The sequence below is a fragment of the Bacillus sp. FSL P4-0248 genome, from assembly GCF_038593305.1.
Classification (GTDB): Bacteria; Bacillota; Bacilli; order Bacillales; family Bacillaceae; genus Bacillus; species Bacillus safensis.
Genome location: NZ_CP151983.1, coordinates 1,871,663 through 1,891,953, shown reverse-complemented (window position 1 = coordinate 1,891,953; position 20,291 = coordinate 1,871,663). Strand labels below are relative to the sequence as shown.

Sequence of the window (20,291 nt, the reverse complement as noted above, 5' to 3'; positions counted from 1 at the left end):
AAGAGGCATGAATGTATGTTAAAATAGACAAAACAAAAGACGGAGAGGGAATTGGATGTTAGAACAAGCAGAAGCACTCCTGAAACAATACTTTGGCTTTGACGCATTTAGGCAGGGACAGAAACAAGCCATTGAATCGATTGTAAACAAACAGAAGGATACCGTCTGTATTATGCCGACAGGCGGAGGGAAATCGGTTTGCTACCAGATTCCTGCCCTGATGATGGAAGGAACAACGATCGTTGTATCCCCGCTAATTTCTTTAATGAAAGATCAAGTCGATGCGCTAAATGAGATGGGCATACGATCGTCCTTTTTAAACAGCACACTTTCCGCAGCTGAAATGAATAAAAGGCTGAAAAAATGTGAAGATGGGGAATATCAGCTGCTTTATATCACACCTGAACGTTTACAAAATGAGCGTTTTTTTCAGCTGCTTGATCGGTTAACGATCCCTTTAATTGCAATTGATGAAGCGCACTGTATATCTGAGTGGGGGCATGATTTTAGGCCAAGCTACCGGTTTATTCAAGAATGCTTAAATCAGCTGACAAAAAGACCAGTGATTGTCGCATTAACTGCTACAGCCACGAAAAAGGTCCACCGAGATATATGTGAACAGCTTGGCATGAACGAAGAAGAAACCATTTTTACTGGGTTTGCTAGAGAAAATTTATCTTTTCAGGTGGTCAAAGGAGAAAATAGTGACCGCTTTATCACACATTATATGAAGAAAAATAAACTTGAGTCCGGCATTATCTATACTGCTACAAGAAAAGAAGCCGAAAACATTTACAATCGGCTAAAGAAACAAAAGATCAAAGCTGGCATTTATCATGGCGGGTTAGATGACAATGTAAGAGAAGAGCAGCAAAACCTGTTTTTAAATGATGACATCCAGGTTATGGTCGCTACATCTGCATTTGGCATGGGAATTAATAAATCAAATGTCCGTTTTGTGATTCATCATCAAATTCCAAGGGATATTGAAAGCTACTATCAAGAAGCTGGACGCGCCGGCAGAGACGGGCTCCAAAGTGAATGCATTTTACTGTTCTCGCCGCAGGGCGTACGAATGCAGCGATTCCTCATTGAACAGTCAACAGAAGATGAAGTGCGCTATCAGCATGAACTGCTTAAACTAAGGCAAATGGTCGATTACTGTCACACTGAGCAATGTCTGCAGCAATTTGTGATGGACTACTTTGATCAATCAGCAAGTACCCCTTGCCAAAAATGCAGCAATTGCCTTGATGAAAGAGAGCGTGAAGAGGTCACTCGAGAAGCGCAAATGGTTTTATCGTGTACGGTTAGAATGAACGAGCGGTTTGGAAAAATGATGATTGCTCAAGTACTGGCAGGCTCTAAAAATAAAAAAGTACTTGACCTCGGTTTCGACCGTCTTCCTACATACGCTTTAATGAAGCAGCAATCAGCCCAGCAAATCAGTGATTTCATCGAATTTTTAATTACAGAAGAGTATTTGCACATGTCTGAAGGAGCTTATCCAACATTAAAAGTGACACATAAAGGAAAGAAAGTGTTAGTCGGGCAAGAGGCTGTGTATAAAAAACAGGCAGTGAAAAGAGAGGCGATTCAAGAAAACGATGCATTATTTGAGCAGCTGAGAGCGGTGAGAATGAAGCTGGCGAGAGAGCAGGGTGTTCCGCCATTTGTTGTATTTTCTGATCAAACCTTGAAGGAAATGTCAGCCGTTCAGCCTAAAACAGAAGAAGAACTTCTCCATATTAAGGGAATAGGCGCTCAAAAAAGAGAGAAATACGGGGATGTTTTTTTAGAAGAAATCCGTTTATTTATAGAAAAAGAAAAAAATAAAGAGGTTGAAGAAGAAAAATAAATTTTTTTCGCTGCGTTTGGACACGTTTTCAACAGGAGGTTTCTGATCCTTTCAAAACCTTGATATGGTGGGTAATCGAGCTGTTTTGTGGTCTGATTTACCAATGGAGAGAGATGTTTCATGTAAAGGAACTGTAATCTAAAACATATCGTTTTGTTATTGAATTGACATTTACATATGTTACGATAGCACTCGTTAGCCGCCATAAAAAGCTAACAAGGGAGGATTTACTTTATGAAGAAGACTATTATGTCCTTGGTTGCTGTTGCAGCAATCTCTACAACAGCATTTGGAGCACAGCAAGCTTCTGCAAAGGAAATCACTGTGAAGAAAGGTGATACACTTTGGGGAATCTCTCAAAAAAATGATGTGTCTCTAAAGGACCTAAAGGGTTGGAACAATTTATCAACAGACATGATTTATGTAGGTGATAAATTGACAATCTCTTCAAAAGAGAAAACTCAGGAGCAGTATAAAGTCCAGAAGGGGGACAGCCTCTGGAAAATCGCTCAAAAATTCAATGTGTCAATTAGCGATATTAAGTCTTGGAATAACTTAAACTCAGATATAATTATGATTGGTTCAACACTAAGTGTTGCTGGTCAAAGCTCAGCTCCGGTAAGCTCAGAGCCTGTACAAAAACAGGAGCCTGTCCAAAAAGAGCAAACAACACAAAAAGCTGCTCCTAAACAGGAAGCACCGAAAAAAGCTGCTCCTAAACAGGAAACAGCTAAAGCAGAATCATCTTCTGCTAGTCAAAGTGTACAAAAAGAAATGACTGTAACGGCTACGGCTTATACAGCAAATGATGGTGGCATCTCAGGTATCACTGCAACAGGGGTAAACTTAAATAAAAACCCAAATGCGAAAGTGATTGCAGTAGATCCTAATGTCATTCCATTAGGAAGTAAGGTTTATGTTGAAGGCTACGGTGAAGCCATCGCAGCAGATACTGGCGGCGCAATTAAAGGTAACAAAATTGATGTTCATGTACCAAGCAAATCCCAAGCAAAAAATTGGGGCGTAAAATCAGTCAAAGTAAAAGTACTTAACTAGTAACTTATTGTTTTTTGGAAGAAAGCATCAGGTGGCGGCCTGATGCTTTTATTGTACCCTTTTTTTGGTCAAAAAAACACACATTTTTCAGAAAAATTTGCATTTTCGACAAAAACCAGCGTATATTCCATCTTACACGCTGGTTTTTTGTCGTTAGCTGTCCACCCAATAAATTTCTCCGCTTTGTTCTTTCCAATTGATTTGGACATCAAATTGATGCTTTTCATAAAAATGAATCAAGCGGTCCACATGATTCCAATCTCTTTTGACGAGGTCACCTGTGATGACTGGGATGTTCTGCTCTCTTGCGATTTCTTTTAAATGCTTCATACAGATTGAGCCGTACCCATTATCGGGAGGGCCTTTTATATCAGCAATATGAATCTTTCCTTCTTCAGGATATTCCGCAATTAAGGAAAAATCAGATTGTCCGCGAAAAGCTTTTTCACAATCAGTCAGCATGATTTTACATGTATCAGCATTTTCAATGGCAGAGACAATCATCCATTCATCTTCTTTCGCCTGATCAATGCCAATGATCTTTGCCTTTTTCGAAATATCTTTCATATTTTCTTGCATTCGATACATTTGGAACTGCAATTGCTGTAATTCTTGCTCTAACGCCTTCACATCTTTGGGTGTTTCCTGTAAGATTGACAAGTCCATTACTCCTTTCATATAAGAAATGATAAAAATCACATAAATTCCAATTTTAAAGGAAGTGGATGAATCTTTCAACCCGTTAAAACGCCAGTAATCGGCAAGTTTGTCTAAAATTCGACGAAGACAGCGAATTCATTGACTTTATAGAGAAAGTTAAATAACATACTCTTAGTCGGAACTAATAAAGAGAGGTTTTCAAACATGAACGAACAGAATCAAAAACCGAAAAATTTCACCGGCATTGTTGTCATTTTAACAATTGCCATAAACGGATTAATCGCTTTATTATTTTTAATGCCAAAAACAGATAAATTTAGTCATCTGGATATTACATTTCTGCCGTTACTGAATGCCGTGATGAACAGCTTTACGTTTATCTTCTTACTTTCAGCACTCATTATGATTAAACAAAAGAACATTAAAGCACATAGACGATTTATCTTTGCTGCATTTTCAACAACACTTGTCTTTTTAATTTCCTATGTGACATATCATTCAATGGCAGCTGATACACACTTCGGAGGAGAAGGGATCATCCGTCCGATTTACTTCTTTATTTTGATTACACATATTGTACTCTCAGCTATTATTGTACCGCTTGCACTGATTACACTATTTAGAGGCGCACAGATGCAGGTCGAGCGTCACCGTAAGATTGCCCGCTGGACGATGCCGCTTTGGCTCTATGTTAGTCTCACTGGCGTCATTGTCTATATCATGATTTCTCCATATTACAGCTAACGTATGTCCAACTGGACATACGTTCTTTTATTTACAAGATGAAGTGCTTTGGATAGAATGGAAATTGGGTATCCGACTAGCACGGTATCTTCCCATCTATAGATTCACATCATTTTTGGCCGTTTGCTCGTTTGGAGATCAACAATTGGACGAAACGGGGGTTATATGATGACTGAACAATTGCAGTATAAACCGGGGCTTGAAGACATTGTGGCAAGCGAAACATCCATATCATACTTAGATGTGGAGCAAGAGGAAATTGTGATTCGCGGGTACGACCTCATTGAGCTGGCACAAAACAAGACATATTTAGAAACAGCCTATCTGCTTATTTATGGAAGATTACCAGATCAGATGGAATATCACCAATTTCAGCAAGATATATCCTCACAAACGAGCTTACATCCAACCATTCAAACCATATTAACGAATCTGCCAAAAACCACTCACCCTATGGATGCGATGAGAACGTGCTTATCTGCTCTTGCAGGGTATGATGACGCATTACATGATCGATCTGAAGCGTGCCAAGTAAGGCGTGCAGTTCGATTATTAGGCCAGCTGCCGGCCATTGTTGCTGGAAGCTATTATATTCTCACAAAAGACGCCGCTATTTCTCCAGATCAGTCCAAATCCTACACTGAAAACTTTTTATCCATGTTAACAGGACGCACCCCGGCACAAGACGAAATTACCGCTTTTGACCAAACACTCACATTATATAGCGAACATGAGCTACCGAATTCAACATTTGCGGCTAGAGTGATTGCATCCACGCATTCTGACATGTATGGTGCTTTTACTGGAGCGATCTCTTCATTAAAAGGTGACCTCCACGGAGGAGCAAATGAAGCTGTCATGCACATGCTTCTTGAAGGAAAAACAACAGAAGGATTTCTTGCGCTCATTGAACGAAAATTAGCCGCAAAAGAAAAAATGATGGGCTTTGGCCACAGGGTATACATGAGAAAAATGGACCCGCGAGCCGCTCTTTTAAAACGCTCATTGAAAACGCTTACGGAATCAAAGGGAGATACAACACTATATGACATGTGTGTAGCAGGAGAGGCATACATGAAAGAGCAGAAAAACCTTTATCCAAATCTTGATTATTATGCTGCACCGATTTATTACGTGCTCGGAATCCCCATTTCACTTTATACACCCATTTTCTTTGCTGCAAGAGCTAGCGGATTAGCCGCACATGTGATTGAACAGCATTTGCATAATCGCATTTTTAGACCGAGAGTCCGGTATCTAGGGCCAAGAGGATTAAAGGTTTCAAATGATGATGGAAAAACGGGGGAATGAACATGAACAAAACAGCAGTCGTCAATCAAACAGATCAGCTATTAGAAGAAATCGCTGCCTATGCAGTAGACGGAGAAATTACGAGCAAAGAGGCCATTGAAACCGCGCGGTATGTGCTCATAGACACGCTCGGGTGCGGAATGCTGGCGCTCAATTTTCCAGAATGTACGAAGCACCTTGGACCTATCGTACCTGGAACTGTTGTGCCTAACGGAGCAAGAGTTCCCGGCACTTCGTTTGTGCTAGATCCCGTTCAAGCGGCTTTTGATATTGGCTGTATGATCCGCTGGTTAGATTATAATGACACGTGGCTTGCACAGGAGTGGGGGCATCCGTCAGATAACTTAGGCGGAATATTAGCTGTAAGTGATTATATCAGCAGAACACGCCTTGCAAACGGAGAAGAGCCGCTAACGATGAATGATGTACTGCATGCAATCGTCAAGGCACATGAAATTCAAGGTGTCCTTGCTTTAGAAAATTGTCTAAATCGAAATGGATTGGACCATGTGTTATTTGTCAAAGTGGCAACAAGTGCAGTTGTGTGTGCAATGCTTGGCGGAACAAAGGAAGAGGTCCAGCATGTTTTATCACAAGCGTTTGTTGATAATTCCCCGCTTAGGACGTATCGCCACGCCCCAAACACAGGATCGAGGAAATCATGGGCAGCAGGGGACGCAACAAGCCGCGGAGTGAGACTGGCAATGATGACACGTAAAGGAGAAATGGGTTATCAAACGCCCCTCAGTGCAGAGAAGTGGGGCTTTGAAGATGTTCTTATGAAAGGAAAACCACTTACGCTCGCCCAGCCCCTTGGATCATACGTCATAGAAAATGTTCTTTTCAAAATTGCTTATCCTGCTGAATTTCATGCACAGACAGCTGCAGAGGCGGCTGTGATGCTGCATGACGCTGTAAAAGATCGTTTAGATGAAATTGACCGGGTAGAGATTACGACACATGAGTCAGCGATTCGGATTATTGATAAGAAAGGGCCGCTTTACAATCCGGCAGACCGTGATCATTGCTTGCAGTATATTACAGCCATTGGACTGATTTATGGTGAACTGACAGCTGACCATTATGAAGAAGAAACGGCGCAAAATCCAGCCATTGATCGTCTTCGTGATCGAATGATTGTGAAAGAGGATAAACGTTATACAGAGGATTATTTAGATCCGAAAAAGAGATCGATTGCAAACTGTGTACAAATTTTCTTTAAAGACGGGACGATGACAGACCGAATTGAAATTGAATACCCGCTTGGTCATCGCAGAAGAAGACAGGAAGGCATTCCGCTGCTTGAAAAGAAATGGGTCTATCATTTAAAGACAAGATTTCCACAAAAGCAAGTGGATCAAATTGTGTCACTCTGCCAAAATCCAAATCAATTAAAAACAACAACAGTACCAGCATTTATGGACTTATTCGTCATATAAGGGGGAGCTAGCGTGTGGATCGTGAATGAAGAAAGAAGTCAGGCTGATTTAGCCGCAGCCTTTAAAGAACAAATGAACAAATCAGCTTTATTTCAAATTCCAGGCGTTCACGATGGAATGTCTGCGCTCTATGCGAAAAAAATGGGCTTTCAAGGGCTCTATTTATCAGGTGCCGCTTTTTGTGCCAGCAAAGGACTGCCTGATCTCGGCATGATCCATTCAACAGAAATGGCAGAAAAAGCGAAGGAGATCATTCGAGCTTCCCAGCTGCCGCTTTTGGTCGATATGGACACAGGTTATGGCGGTGTTTTAAATGCAGCAAGAGCGGCAAAAGAAATGGTTGAGAGCAAAGTGGCAGCTGTTCAAATTGAAGATCAGCAAATGCCGAAAAAATGCGGGCATTTAAACGGGAAATCACTCGTTCCAGTAGAAGAAATGGTCGCAAAAATCAAAGCCATCAAACAAGCGGCACCAACGCTTTTGGTGATTGCGAGAACCGATGCAAAGTCCGTAAATGGAATGGAGGATGTCATCCGCCGGGCCAATCTTTACGTAGAAGCAGGAGCTGACGCTATTTTTCCTGAGGCACTCATCACAGCGGAGGACTTCACGCATGCGTCAAGTAATATTAAAGGGCCGCTCCTTGCAAACATGACGGAGTTTGGCAAGACGCCTTATTATCATGCAGACGAATTTTCTATGTTTGGCTTTCAAATGGTCATTTACCCTGTGTCATCACTTAGAGTCGCTGCAAAAGCGTATGAGCGTTTATTTACAGAAATCATGGAAAAGGGAACGCAGCAGGGGATACTTGGGGATATGCAAACGAGGAAAGAGCTGTATGAAACGATTCATTATGATGAATATGAGGAAATGGACCAGCATTTAGCAAAAACGATCCTCCCGGAAATTGGGAAAGAGCAGCGATAAAATGAAAAGCACTTCCGTCAAGGAAGTGCTTTTTTACGATGATGGTGTGGATGAAGAAGCCAATTTCATCTTTTCTTCAACTGTTTTCGTTTTTTCTTTTACTTTTTCAGCGTAAGTGAAGTCACCGTAGCAATACGGATAGCGGAAGTTATCTTTGTTGCCGCCGCACGTATAGACTTTGGGGTTTCGTTTCACTTGCTTTTTGGAGTATTGCTTTGCCAGTTTCTCGGAATGTTTTCCCCCGTTTTTTGCAACAAAATCAATATAGCCGATTCCCATGTTATAGCTTTGAATAATGGTTTCCAAATCAACGCCTTTTTTCTTCCCATGCTTGTACATAGTCGAAAAATGATGGACTCCTTGTTTAATGCTTTTCTGAGGGTCATTGATTTCATTTCGTTTCAAACCAAGAGATTCAGAGGCCTGCATTGGATCTCCGCCTCTGCCTTTTGATTCTTGATACATCATACCGAGGATTAACCCGGTATACTGATCTAAATCTTGATCTCTTAACTCTGTTTCTACAAGCGGTTTGTAATCATCCAATCTCGACAAAACAATTGATTCCGTATCAATCGGCAGCTTTTTTAACTCCTTTTGATTAAAGGAGATGGCAATGGCTGCTAATACGAAAACAAAGAGAAAAATCGTGAAACAGCCTGAAATGGCAAAACATCCTGTTTTTTTCTTTTTCAAGGTCAGTTCACCCCTGTTTTGCCCCGCTTTTAAAAGGGAAGTACAGCCTTTTTATTATGCCATATCCTGTGCAGGATACCAAGTGAAAACCTTATAATCAATCATATCCAAACGTAAATTCAGGTCGTGTTTTCAGCCTGAAGCAGAAATAAACAAAACCGATAATCAGCCACATCATGCCAATGATTAATGCATTTGTGCTGATGCTCGTTAACAGCCAAAGACAAAACGCCGTCCCGCATAGAGGGATCACTGCATATCTCAATGTATTCAGCACACCTCTTTGTTTTTGTCTGACGAAAAAGTACGCAAAAACAGACAAATTCACAAAGGTAAATCCAATTAACGCGCCGAAGCTGATAAAGGAATAAATGACTTCAAGTTCGCCAACGACTGCGGTTAAGGAGAAAGCTCCGATTAATAAAATATTAAAAACAGGGGTTTTTAATCTCGGATGAATATACCCGAAGAAACGCTTCGGTAACGATTGATCTCTTCCCATTGCATATAAAAGCCTTGCTGCACTCGCATGTGACGATAAGGAGGAAGAAATGACAGCCACCATTGTGCCTGCTAAAAAGAACGAGTGGAGAAATGCGCCGCCCACAAATTCTGCAATTTCAAGTGAGGCTGCATCAGGATGCTTGAACTGCTGAAAATTTGGAAACACCTGCTGCAAAAAATAAGACGTCAAAGTAAACAGTACGCCTCCAATCGCAACTGTTAAGAAAATGGCAAGCGGAATGGTCTTTTTTGGTTTAATGGTTTCCTCAGACATCGTCGAAATGGCATCAAATCCTAGAAAGGAGAAACATAAAATGGTCGCTCCTGAAAAAATAAGCGCTGGATCTAAGCTCGCTGAATAAAAAGGCCGGGCTGACAATAACGCTCCACTGCCAGTGTTTTGTGTGAGCCCATAAATAACAAACCCAACAAAGGTGACGGCGACAATGACCTGAAACGTCACAAATAGCGCCGTAATGTTGGCTGTAAGCCGTATACCGATGACATTGACAGTCGTTATGGCGATAGCAAGTATGATGATCCAAATGTAATGAGGTACATCAGGAAAGGCTGCGGTTAAATAAGCACTACCGATCGCAAAATTCACCATAGGCAGAAATAAATAATCCAGTAAAAGTGTCCAGCCCACAAGGAAGCCGACATGAGGATGAATACTTTTTTGCGCATATGTATAAGCAGATCCTGCTTTTGGAAAAGCCTTCACCATATTCCCATAGCTAAGCGCTGTCAATAGTAATGCAAGTAACGTAAATATATAAGCTGCAGCGACGTGTCCTTTCGTCAGCTGAGCAACAATGCCGTATGAATCAAATACGACAAGTGGATCCATATAAGCAAGCCCGATCACAACAAGTGGAAAGACAGTCAGGCTGCGTTTTAGTCTTGGCTCTTCAGTCAATTTGCCTATCAGCTCCTCTAAAAAAATGAATAAATAATGCTCATTTTAAAAAGAATGCTACCAAGTGTCAATGCTATTTGAATAAATCTTTTTTCTAAAGTGTGCCCGCTTTGCACGCCGGACGTTTTAGTATATGATGATACATAGAATAAGTCGTGATTTGACTAACAAGAAAGGTGAAGCGAAATGAAGGAAGAACTGAATACAAATCAAGAACAGGAACGGATGGAGCTGGATGAAGAAAGTTTATTTCTTGTCTCCCAAACGTTTAAAGCCTTATCTGATCCGACACGTATTCGTATTCTGCACCTGCTGTCTCAAGGTGAATACTCGGTAAATGATATCGCAGAAACACTGAATCTCATGCAATCAACTGTTTCTCATCAGCTGCGTTTTTTAAAAAACCTTCGTCTCGTGAAATCTAGACGAGCAGGGACATCGATTTTTTACAGCCCTGAAGATCAGCATGTGATGGAAGTGCTTGAACAAATGATTCATCATGCACAGCATGACTAATAAAAACCTTCCTATATGAGTAGGAAGGTTTTTACGCATGATGCATACGTGTTGATCGTTTACCTGCTTTCATCATTTGATAAGAAAAAACAACATAGTAAGCAGCTAACAGAAAAAAGCTGAGCATGGTCATGGCATCATCACTCACAATATGCTGATACAGTTCAACGACACCAATCTTTGTGAGCGAATGGTTCGTCAGCTCACCCAGCTTAAAACTAAGTCGAGATAAAAATAAGCATAAAATGAAGCTTTCAATCCATTTACTCGTTTTCACATAAAGACGGCCATTTTCTTCTTTCATGCGGATCGTCTCATATGCATGAACGGCCAGACTGCTTCCAAAGAGCATACCAATAGCGGCATAGATGAAAATGCTGTGATTTTGCCAGCCTTCTAATAAGAGAATAAGGGCAGTGAGTCCAAATACATACATTCTCATCAAAAGACTGATCGGGCGCACAAGCTGATAGCGTCTCATTCGATTCATTCGAAAGATGATGCAGATCAGCATAATGCCCCCAATTATGAATAACTGCCACACGTGATGTGTCATGATGCAACCTCCTCCTGCATGTGCAGGGATGTAAACGAATGCTGGCTGTTCCTTATCTTTACCATTCTTTCATTTTTTATCAAATCAAAACCTACATTTATGAAAAAGAGGAAAAGGCATGAAAATCGATCGTATTTTGTCTATTGTGATGCTGCTCATTAGCAAAAAGCAAATACAAGCGAAAGACCTTGCTGAACTTCACGAAGTGAGCGTAAGGACGATTTATCGCGATATTGAGACCATCAATCAAGCCGGGATTCCTATTGTGACAACACAAGGAGCAGGCGGAGGCATTTCGCTTGTTGACGACTATCGTTTAGAGAAAAAATTATTTACCGATGATGACATTGAGCTTATTTTAACTGCCCTTGAAAGCATGACGAGTGCATACTCCTTTAAAGAAAGTGAACATGTACTGAAAAAAATCAAATCTCTCATTCCTCCAAAAAGTGATGAAAGCGAGAAACAGCACCATGTCTTTATTGATTTAAGCTCATGGGGGAAAGACAGCCAGGCAGAAAAGAAGCTTCAGCTGATCCATACAGCTGCTTCCGCGCATCAATTCATTCAATTCACTTATCGCAATGCAAAAGGTGAAACACTTCCACGGAAAGTGGAGCCTTATACGCTTGTTTTAAAAGGAAGGCATTGGTACTTGTATGCGTTTTGTTGTGTGAAACATGATTTTCGTCTATTCAAGCTGACCAGAATGACAGACCTCATCACCATTTCAGCATATTTCAGGCCGAAAAGAATCAAAAATGAAGAGAAGCCTTGGAATGACTCTTGGCATGAAGAACCTTCAGTCACAACCCTCACGCTCAGGTTAACGGAAGCATCAGCTGGCAAAGTGAAGGAATGGGTGGATGAGAACGAATTGATCATATGTTCAGACGGGACCTATCTGGCAGCATTGACTGTGCCGCAAGATGATTGGCTGCACAGTTTCCTATTCCACTTAGGACCGGACGTCGACATTCTTTCACCTCAGCACATCAAGGAAGCATTTGATCTCCAATTAAAACAATTTATGAAGCGATTAGAAACTTGACACACTGTTGTCAGGTTTCTTTTTATATGATGGGAGAAAAGGAGATGAGAATGTATGTACGATATCGTCACATTAGAGAAACAATGGGTCAAAGGGTTGTCTATTCGAACAACAAATGAAATAGAGAAAACAAAAGAGCGGAAGATTGCACCGCTTTGGCAGGATTTTTTTGCGCAGCAGCTTTATGGGGGGCAAGCTCCAGTCATAGGGCTGTATTCAGATTATGAAAAAGATGAACATGGTTTTTATTTATTTACAGCTGGGCAATTTGCGGATCAGCAGATCGAACATGTAAAAGAGATTCCTGCATCCACCTACGCAAGATTTCAAACGAGAAAAGGACCGATTGAAGAGGTCGTGCTTGAAACATGGCACAAGATTTGGACGTGGGATCAGCGTCAATACCGCACTTATACAGGTGATTTTGAATGGTATGATGAAAGATCTATTGATCCAAAAGAAGCGCAAATTGATATTTATATTGCGGTTGATGAAAAAATGATTGCTAAAACTAATACCATTAGTTAATATAAAACTAACGATATTAGTTTTAGGAGGGCAATCATGAGATTAACAACTTTTGACCGTCTGCACCAGCTTACATTGATGCCGCGATTATTTCCGGTAAATTGCTATGTCTTTGAGGAAGAGGAAGGACTCATCTTAATTGATGCTGCTTTAAAAATGGCGGCGAACTCGATCATCGAATTTGCCCGTAAAAAGAACAAACCAATTCATAAGATTATTCTCACTCATAGCCATATGGATCATATCGGCGCATTAGATGAGGTGAAGAAGGCTTTTCCAGAGGCAGTTGTCTATTTATCAAAACGTGATGCACGCCTTTTTGAAGGTGACTTTACCTTGCTCCCTGATGAACCTCAGCAAAAAATCAAAGGCAGTTTTATGAAAAATATTTATACAAAACCAGATGTGCTTGTTGAAGAAGGAGATGAGATTGGGCCGCTTAAAGTGATTGCAACACCAGGGCATACACCCGGCAGCATTTCTTTATACGATGAAAGGTCAGGAGTTGTCATTGCAGGGGATGCACTTGTGACTAAAGGCGGCTTATCGGTTACGGGTGAGTTTCGGTGGAGCTTCCCGTTCCCGGCTTTTGCCACATGGGATGCAGAAACCGCACTAAAAAGCGCTGAAAAGTTACTGACATTGCGCATATCCTGTCTTGCTGCAGGACATGGTGACCTTATCATAGAGCCTCATGAAAAGCTTCAAGCTGCCGTTAAAAAAAGACAGCACCAGCTAAAAAAAGGAGGGCAGTAAACCGTGTCTCCAAGAATGGGAATTACACAAGAAAAAATTATGGATACAGCGGCTGCATTTGTTGATGAAGAGGGCTTCTCCGCTTTGACTATTGCTACATTGTCTAAAAGACTGAATATCAGGCCGCCTTCTCTTTATAATCATGTATCCGGCCTTCATGAGATTCAGGCAGCACTCGCAGTAAAAGGGCTCTCCATGCTTTGTGAGGAAGGGATGCAAGTCACAGAGGGGCTGGAAAAAGGAGAAGCTGTTTTAGCCTTTGCCAGACAATATGTGCACTTTGTCCGAGAACACCCAGGTCTTTATGAAGCTGCCTTTTCACATATGAACGAAAAAGAAGTACGTATTGCAGCAGAGCGCCTTGTTCAGTTTGTCCAAACCATCATGTCACGCTTTGGTGTAAAGGAAGAGGAAATGACACATGTCGTCAGAGGACTGAGAAGCTTACTGCACGGCTTCGGTGATATTTCTAATAAAAAGGGATTCCAACGAAAAGAACAGCTTGAAGAAAGTGTGAGTTATGCAGTTCGGCTCTATATCACAGGTGTATTGCAAAAAGAAGATCTGTCTATTTGACAGGTCTTTTTTTTTTACAGTGAACCGATATCATAGAGAAGCATCCTTCTGGAACCATTTTTTTGAGAGAAAACGAATAAAGATTTGACAGTTTTGTGAAACATGGTATGCTTATTATGTGAAATAATTCACATAGAGGAGTAGAGGCAGATGAAAAGAAAGCCTGTTTATGTGGAAACAACCATTCATGCACCTTTAGAGAAAGTATGGGAATATACGCAAAATCCAAAGCTTCATGAACAGTGGGATTTGCGTTTTTCAACCATTTCATTAAATGGACCTCAAGATGAACAGCCCCAAACCTTTTTGTATGAAAAGCATCTTGGATTTGGTGTAAGTGTCACAGGGACTGGAGCATATCGAACTAGAATGATGGATGAACGAAATGAAAGGTCATCCTCACTTAAATTCAAATCGTCACACCCGTTGTCTTTTATCAAAGAAGGCGGCGGCTATTGGAAATATGTGAAAACAAACGATCATATTGTGTTTCAAACGCAATTTGATTATGAACCGAAAGAAGGAAAAGGATGGGCGTGGGCAGATCGATTTCTTTTTCGCCCGATGATGGGGCTTATGACGGCCTTTAGTTTTGGCGCACTAAAGACGTGGCTTGAAAAGGGTACGCACCCTCGGTTGTTACTGGAGAGAACACTTGCCCATCATGGAATTTGTTTGCTGTTTGCCATCGTCTGGCTATGCCAAGCGGTTATTCCTTTTTCACATTCTGCTTTTGATCATAGCACCGGATTTCGGTTGTTTTATGCCCTTATAGGCGTATCATGGCTGATACCTAAGCTATCAAAGAAATATTTGTTCATTCTTCAAAGTGTGTTTCTGCTGCTGATGCTTTGTATCGGGATCCTCTCCCCCCAAACGACACTCCATGAGCCGCTTGTGATGAGTGCATTTTTGATCCTATCCATTGCAGGAATGATTAATTTAAAAGATTGTATAGACGTATTCTCGATCAAACGAAAAAGGGGAGGTAGACATGGTCGTTCATCGTCATCAAGTAAAGGATTACGATAAGCTTCATCCAAAATTAAAAGAGAGATACAACCGTGCGTTTACCGCTGAAGGCACTATGGAGGAAATAGGCGGCGGAACGAGGCTCATTCGATTTTTCTTCAAAATTGGTCCACTCTTTCGCTGTTTTTTCCCTGAGAGAGGAAAAAACATTCCCTTCCGAATTGTCAATAAACCCTTTATGACAAATAAGGGAGAGGAAGGCATGCACTGGTTCCGTACGTTTTATTTCCCAAAGAAGGAACGTCACTTTGATGCAGATATGATCATTGATCAGAAGAGTCATAAAGTACTAGACTATTTTGGAAAACCTAGACTTCTTATGTCAGAGCTTCATTTTACAGTAACAAAGCATGGGTTCCTTCACATTCAATCCGGCCGGCAGAAGCTGTTGATGTTAGGACGTGAGTGGCCGCTGCCTTCATGGCTTTACGGTGTGTCAGATGTGACAGAAGGCTACGACGAGCACGCGGGTGAGTATACCATTGATGTGCATGTGAAAAATCGACTGTTTGGGACCCTTTTTACATATAAAGGCCGGTTTACTGAAAGGGTGATGTCTCATGATGAATAAATGGCATTTGATATCAAGCCTCGTCTTCATGTGCTGGTTTATCACCACCCGTTTAATGACAGGTCCGTTAGCAGAGTTATTTGTACTGATAGCCATTCTGTTTTTCCTTCCTGCAGTTTTAGCCTTTTTTGTGAAGGCAGAGAGGGAGAGTAAGCCGGGGATACTGCTCGGCTTTTTAATGAAAGCCTTTCCATTAGCTGCTCTTTGTGCAACGGCTGCATTCATCTATCATTCTGCCTTGTTTGCATCGGGATGGTTTTTGTATACGATTCTTTTGGCGTTATATGGCTGTACTCGTTTGCTGAAAAGGGGAATCTTTCCGCTTCATGAATTGATGACGGGTGGAGCATGGATGTATCTCGCTTTAGGAGGGCTTTGGTTTTGGCTGTACACGGCAGATATACAGGTAATGACCTTTTCACCAATCATTGTGCTTTTGACCGCTATTCATTTTCATTACTCGGCTTTTTTTATCCCGCTTTTCTATGGATTATTAGGGAGGCAGCGAGAAAAAGAGACAGCTTTATACAAAGCGGCAGGATGGGTGATTTTGCTGTCGCCTGTGATGATCGCTGTTGGGATTAGCTTTTCCCGTCTATTTGATACGTTCAGCGTCACGCTATATGTCATTGCCCTCTACTTGTACGGCATTCTTTGTATGAAAACAAGGTTTCGATCGACTGTGGCAAAAGTGCTGATTGTGTTTTCTAGCTGCGTCTTAATGGGAACAATCGTGCTATCTCTTCTTTATTCCGCTGGCATGCTCATGCGCGTGACCTACATCAGCATTGATCAGATGATTTGGTTTCATGGCAGTATTAATGCCTTTTTTGTTATTTTACCAGGTTTGATTGGATGGCTGATCGAAGGGCCAAAGGATCAATTGAAGCAGAAGCACTTTCCGATATCAAAAGTGCATGGCCGTTTTCATTTGATCTCTTTTCAAAAGGAAAGAATGGGTGATCGAGAGAACCTAGGTTTAGTCAATTCACTTGATGATTTAAATGGAACGACATTTTCAGCTGAAAGGGTGTCACCTGTGATTCGAAGGTTTTATGAGAATCCGATGGCGTTTACGTTAAAAGCAGCAGTCTGTTTTCATTGGTGGGTGAGGCCGTTTGTTTTTTTACTTCAGCCCATTTTTAAGAAACTAGGGCAGCTCTATTTGGGAACATCTCGTAAGCCGTATGAAATGAAGGGGCGTCTGACTGCATTTCAACATCCTAAAGAAGAGCGAAAGGATGTCAGGGCGTGGATTCGTCACAACGAAAAAGGGGAGCAGGTCTTTTTTGCGCTTTATGCTCATCATCACGATGCAGCTGCGGGCTATATGAATATTGCGCTGCCGCTTCCATATTCTCAGATGACCGCTATTTTAAAACCTTTTAATGAAAGAGAAGATTTTCTATTAAAAAGTGCATGTCCAAAAGGCAGTACCGGTGACGAAGGGTTGTATTTGCATACACCTTTTATCACCATGAAACTGCCAATGGAAGAAAGCTTTCATATGAAGCCGGAGACAGATAAAAGTCTCACAGCGGTTCATCAAATGAAGCTATTCGGTATTCCCTTTTTAACGATTCATTATCAAATTGACAGCGGGAAGCCATCCTGTTAATCAATGATGTCACATGGTTCACCGTGCCGAATGATGTTCACAATTGCTTGCCCATCACTCGGATGATGATCTGCATACTGGACTGGCAGCAGTGCAAAAAATACATAGTAGACTGAGAAGTAAGCAAATTGATAGAAAAATTGATGTTCTGGCAGGATATCATTGGCGATCATTGTATTCAGTATGAGAACACTGAGCAGGTTGCATAATGATCCGCCTAGGTAGACAAGAATGTGCGAGAATCGGTTATTTTTCCTCATTTCTTCATAATGGCAAAATGCATCTAGAAAATAGATTCGTCTAATTTCCACAACACCTATTTTCAATACTTTTTTGCCTCTGCCAAGAGCAAAAGAAACCTTTGCGCCAAACATCCATGCGACCATAATATGGCCAAGCTGATGCAAGATGGCAACGATAGGAAGAATGACGAAAAACGACCAGCAAAATGTCCACATATCTGATAATGTAAACAAGTGTTAACCCCTCCCCAATATATTTGGGAGGAAGCAGTAGGATTATTTGCCATTTTACTGAATTCATTTTCAGGATGCAAACATTTAATACACGACGATAAAAATATTATGTAAACTAAAGGGTGGTTTTTGCCGTGAATCGGCTTTTTGACTCACTTTTTTACGAAATGAATGTGCTACAATGAAAAAACAATAGATGACTCTAGTAAATGAACTTACCCTTGAAAGAAGAGGAGAGAAACAGATGGCAGATATTGAACAGTTTTTGGCGTTAGATATTCGTGTTGGGACGATCATTGAAGCAGAATTCTTTGCAGAGGCAAGAGTTCCTGCATTGAAACTCAAGATTGATTTTGGTGAAGAGATTGGTTTAAAGCAATCCAGTGCTCAGCTGACAAAACGTTATACGGCTGAGAATCTCACTGGCAGACAAATCGTAGCAGTCGTCAATTTTCCGCCAAGAAGAATTGCAGGGTTCAAATCAGAAGTGCTTGTCTTAGGGGGCATGCCGTCAAAAGAAGACGTGGTTTTACTAGCCACAGATGAGCCTGTTGAAAATGGAACAAAAATAGGATAAGAAAAAAGACATCTTCCTGAGAAGATGTCTTTTGCGTATTGAGGCGGAATAACCACACGCCACATTCGTGTGTGTCTCAAGGAGACATGTTACCCGACTTACACAATTCAGCTCATCGCTTGATAAATATAGCATGGGATGAGCTGAATTGCAACCATTAAATGATTCACTTCAGTTTTTCACGTCATTTCAGTTGGAAAAATGACAAGAAATCAATTATTTGGATTATTTTTTCAAAAAATATTGAAAAGTCAGATCAGATTTTATAAAATGAATTCATCTTAGTTTGTTTAGTCGATAAACTAAGATGAATTCCAAGTGATGATCCGACTATTAAAGGGGATGATTCCGTCATTCAAATCATTTGCTGCGTATGTGGGCTAAGCTGAAAGATCAGATGTTCAGCTTCATTTTTACAACAAATTGAAAGCGCTTTATATTCTTCGCATTGACTGCTGCTGCCCTCCATCATCTGTTCGTTAGAAGAGGCTAAGAGAAGAAGGGAGAAAGCTCATGGTAAGTGAGAATTTAAAAAAGATTCGTATGTCTGAAAAAGTGGGATATGCTTCAGGAGATTTCGCATGTAACTTAATTTATGCAACTGTCTCTACGTATCTATTATTTTTTTATACAGATGTGTATGGTTTATCAGCGGCGGCAGCAGGGACGATGTTTTTAGTTGTCCGCGCCATTGATGCGCTTGCAGATCCGTTTATTGGTGCATTGGTGGATCGAACGAACAGCCGTTTTGGCAGGTTCAGACCTTACTTGTTATTCGGTGCGTTTCCTTTTGTAGTACTTGCTATCCTTTGCTTTACAACACCTGATCTTTCTGAAATGGGTAAACTCGTTTATGCCTACATCACGTATGTTGGTTTATCGCTTACATACACATTCATCAATGTTCCTTATGGTGCTTTAACATCAGCAATGACAAGAAATAACCAAGAGGTTGTCAGTATTACGTCTGTTCGTATGCTTTTTGCTAATCTCGGAGGTCTAGTTGTTGCTTTTTTTGTTCCTTTTCTTGCGACTTTTTTGAGTGATAAAACAGGAAATACAGCCCTCGGCTGGCAGATGACGATGGCTTTTCTCGGCGTTCTTGGCGGTGCATTACTTATTTTCTGTTTTAAAAGCACGAATGAACGTGTCACGCTTCAAAAGCCGGAGGAAAAAATTAAGTTCAGTGATATCTTTGTGCAGTTACGTGTCAATCGTCCGCTTGTTGTATTAAGCATTTTCTTTATTATTATTTTTGGCGTGAATTCGATCAGTAACTCTGTTGGGATCTATTATGTGACGTATAACCTTGGCAGAGAAGATTTAGTGAAATGGTACGGACTCATTGGCAGTCTGCCAGCATTAATGGTGCTGCCGTTTATTCCAAAACTGCACAAGCTGTTAGGAAAGAAAAAGCTGCTGAATTATTCATTATTGCTGAATATTGTAGGTCTTCTTGCATTACTTGTGATACCGCCGAGTCAAGTCACTTTAATACTTGTTTTCAGGCTTGTCGCAGCTGCAGGAAGTATTACAGCCGGTGCTTACATGTGGGCGCTCATTCCTGAAACCGTTGAATATGGCGAATATAAAACAGGAAAAAGAATGGGCGGGCTCATCTATGCCATCATCGGATTTTTCTTTAAATTTGGGATGGCATTAGGCGGGATTGTGCCAGGGCTTGTACTCGATCGCTTTGGCTATGTTGCCAACCAAATGCAAACACCAGAAGCTTTACTGGGCATTTTAATCACGACAACGGTGATTCCTGTATGCTTACTGATTTTAGCGATGGTGGATATTAATTTTTATAACCTAGATGAAGAAAAACATAAAAAAGTCGTACGGGAGCTTGAGAATAGAGACAAAGTGTATCTCGATCATATGGACGATTTTAAAATGTAGGTCTCTGAAAGA

Annotated in this window: 21 protein-coding genes; 16 read left to right on the top strand and 5 right to left on the bottom strand. The window is 41.0% G+C overall.

Annotated elements, in window-relative coordinates:
• Positions 1–55: 55 nt before the first annotated feature.
• On the top strand, positions 56–1,858 hold the full coding sequence (gene recQ, locus NST65_RS09435; RefSeq protein ID WP_046311465.1) for a DNA helicase RecQ: 1,803 nt from the start codon (positions 56–58) through the stop codon (positions 1,856–1,858).
• A 234-nt stretch (positions 1,859–2,092) separates the two neighbouring features.
• Positions 2,093–2,914 carry a 3D domain-containing protein gene (locus NST65_RS09430; protein ID WP_024422678.1) on the top strand — a complete coding sequence of 274 codons (822 nt, stop codon included), beginning with the start codon at positions 2,093–2,095 and terminating at the stop codon, positions 2,912–2,914.
• 153 nt (positions 2,915–3,067) lie between these two features.
• Here the strand turns inward: NST65_RS09430 and NST65_RS09425 are convergent, their stop codons facing one another.
• A complete protein-coding gene (locus NST65_RS09425) occupies positions 3,068–3,580 on the bottom strand; it encodes a GNAT family N-acetyltransferase (protein WP_029708157.1) in 513 nt (170 codons plus the stop codon).
• 198 nt (positions 3,581–3,778) lie between these two features.
• Between NST65_RS09425 and NST65_RS09420 the strand changes: the two genes are divergently transcribed.
• The 4 genes from NST65_RS09420 (at position 3,779) to prpB (ending at position 7,998) form a co-directional block, all read left to right on the top strand.
• Positions 3,779–4,318: a DUF420 domain-containing protein gene (locus tag NST65_RS09420; RefSeq protein WP_024422676.1), complete on the top strand. Its 540-nt coding sequence runs from the start codon at positions 3,779–3,781 to the stop codon at positions 4,316–4,318.
• A 168-nt stretch (positions 4,319–4,486) separates the two neighbouring features.
• On the top strand, positions 4,487–5,629 hold the full coding sequence (mmgD, locus tag NST65_RS09415) for a citrate synthase (protein WP_046311463.1): 1,143 nt from the start codon (positions 4,487–4,489) through the stop codon (positions 5,627–5,629).
• Positions 5,630–5,631: 2 nt separating this feature from the next.
• A complete protein-coding gene (locus NST65_RS09410; RefSeq protein WP_046311459.1) occupies positions 5,632–7,068 on the top strand; it encodes a bifunctional 2-methylcitrate dehydratase/aconitate hydratase in 1,437 nt (478 codons plus the stop codon).
• Between the two features lie 12 nt (positions 7,069–7,080).
• Positions 7,081–7,998: a methylisocitrate lyase gene (prpB, locus tag NST65_RS09405; protein ID WP_046311457.1), complete on the top strand. Its 918-nt coding sequence runs from the start codon at positions 7,081–7,083 to the stop codon at positions 7,996–7,998.
• Positions 7,999–8,031: 33 nt separating this feature from the next.
• Here the strand turns inward: prpB and NST65_RS09400 are convergent, their stop codons facing one another.
• Positions 8,032–8,694 carry a lysozyme family protein gene (locus NST65_RS09400; protein WP_041117684.1) on the bottom strand — a complete coding sequence of 221 codons (663 nt, stop codon included), beginning with the start codon at positions 8,692–8,694 and terminating at the stop codon, positions 8,032–8,034.
• A gap of 97 nt (positions 8,695–8,791) precedes the next feature.
• The gene (locus NST65_RS09395) at positions 8,792–10,117 is read right to left on the bottom strand and encodes an APC family permease (RefSeq protein WP_046311455.1); all 1,326 of its coding nucleotides are present in this window, start codon (positions 10,115–10,117) and stop codon (positions 8,792–8,794) included.
• 186 nt (positions 10,118–10,303) lie between these two features.
• Here NST65_RS09395 and czrA point away from each other — a divergent pair, with 186 nt between their 5' ends.
• Positions 10,304–10,633, top strand: coding sequence for a Zn(II)-responsive metalloregulatory transcriptional repressor CzrA (czrA, locus tag NST65_RS09390; RefSeq protein ID WP_024422670.1), 330 nt, complete (start codon positions 10,304–10,306; stop codon positions 10,631–10,633).
• Positions 10,634–10,664: 31 nt separating this feature from the next.
• Here the strand turns inward: czrA and NST65_RS09385 are convergent, their stop codons facing one another.
• Entirely contained in the window at positions 10,665–11,189 is a 525-nt protein-coding gene (locus tag NST65_RS09385; RefSeq protein WP_024428348.1) for a hypothetical protein, read from the bottom strand.
• Positions 11,190–11,307: 118 nt separating this feature from the next.
• Here NST65_RS09385 and NST65_RS09380 point away from each other — a divergent pair, with 118 nt between their 5' ends.
• The 7 genes from NST65_RS09380 (at position 11,308) to NST65_RS09350 (ending at position 17,321) form a co-directional block, all read left to right on the top strand.
• Complete coding sequence (locus tag NST65_RS09380) at positions 11,308–12,240, top strand: YafY family protein (protein WP_025093129.1); 933 nt, start codon at positions 11,308–11,310, stop codon at positions 12,238–12,240.
• A 54-nt stretch (positions 12,241–12,294) separates the two neighbouring features.
• Positions 12,295–12,768 (top strand): GyrI-like domain-containing protein, encoded by a 474-nt coding sequence (locus tag NST65_RS09375; protein ID WP_111926557.1) that lies wholly within the window; start codon positions 12,295–12,297, stop codon positions 12,766–12,768.
• Between the two features lie 36 nt (positions 12,769–12,804).
• The gene (locus tag NST65_RS09370) at positions 12,805–13,524 is read left to right on the top strand and encodes an MBL fold metallo-hydrolase (RefSeq protein ID WP_034280629.1); all 720 of its coding nucleotides are present in this window, start codon (positions 12,805–12,807) and stop codon (positions 13,522–13,524) included.
• Between the two features lie 3 nt (positions 13,525–13,527).
• A complete protein-coding gene (locus tag NST65_RS09365) occupies positions 13,528–14,100 on the top strand; it encodes a TetR/AcrR family transcriptional regulator (RefSeq protein WP_041117675.1) in 573 nt (190 codons plus the stop codon).
• Between the two features lie 150 nt (positions 14,101–14,250).
• Complete coding sequence (locus NST65_RS09360) at positions 14,251–15,132, top strand: hypothetical protein (RefSeq protein WP_111926559.1); 882 nt, start codon at positions 14,251–14,253, stop codon at positions 15,130–15,132.
• Complete coding sequence (locus NST65_RS09355; protein WP_034280637.1) at positions 15,095–15,703, top strand: DUF4166 domain-containing protein; 609 nt, start codon at positions 15,095–15,097, stop codon at positions 15,701–15,703. The genes NST65_RS09360 and NST65_RS09355 overlap by 38 nt, the downstream gene beginning before the upstream one ends.
• Positions 15,696–17,321, top strand: coding sequence for a YndJ family protein (locus NST65_RS09350; RefSeq protein WP_111926597.1), 1,626 nt, complete (start codon positions 15,696–15,698; stop codon positions 17,319–17,321). The genes NST65_RS09355 and NST65_RS09350 overlap by 8 nt, the downstream gene beginning before the upstream one ends.
• Here the strand turns inward: NST65_RS09350 and NST65_RS09345 are convergent.
• On the bottom strand, positions 17,318–17,797 hold the full coding sequence (locus tag NST65_RS09345; protein ID WP_024422662.1) for a hypothetical protein: 480 nt from the start codon (positions 17,795–17,797) through the stop codon (positions 17,318–17,320). The two genes, NST65_RS09350 and NST65_RS09345, sit on opposite strands and share 4 nt — an antisense overlap.
• Before the next feature lie 244 nt (positions 17,798–18,041).
• Between NST65_RS09345 and csaA the strand changes: the two genes are divergently transcribed.
• Both csaA and NST65_RS09335 read left to right on the top strand, forming a co-directional pair.
• The gene (gene csaA, locus NST65_RS09340; protein ID WP_034280640.1) at positions 18,042–18,374 is read left to right on the top strand and encodes a chaperone CsaA; all 333 of its coding nucleotides are present in this window, start codon (positions 18,042–18,044) and stop codon (positions 18,372–18,374) included.
• A gap of 513 nt (positions 18,375–18,887) precedes the next feature.
• The gene (locus NST65_RS09335) at positions 18,888–20,279 is read left to right on the top strand and encodes an MFS transporter (protein ID WP_046311424.1); all 1,392 of its coding nucleotides are present in this window, start codon (positions 18,888–18,890) and stop codon (positions 20,277–20,279) included.
• Positions 20,280–20,291: the final 12 nt, after the last annotated feature.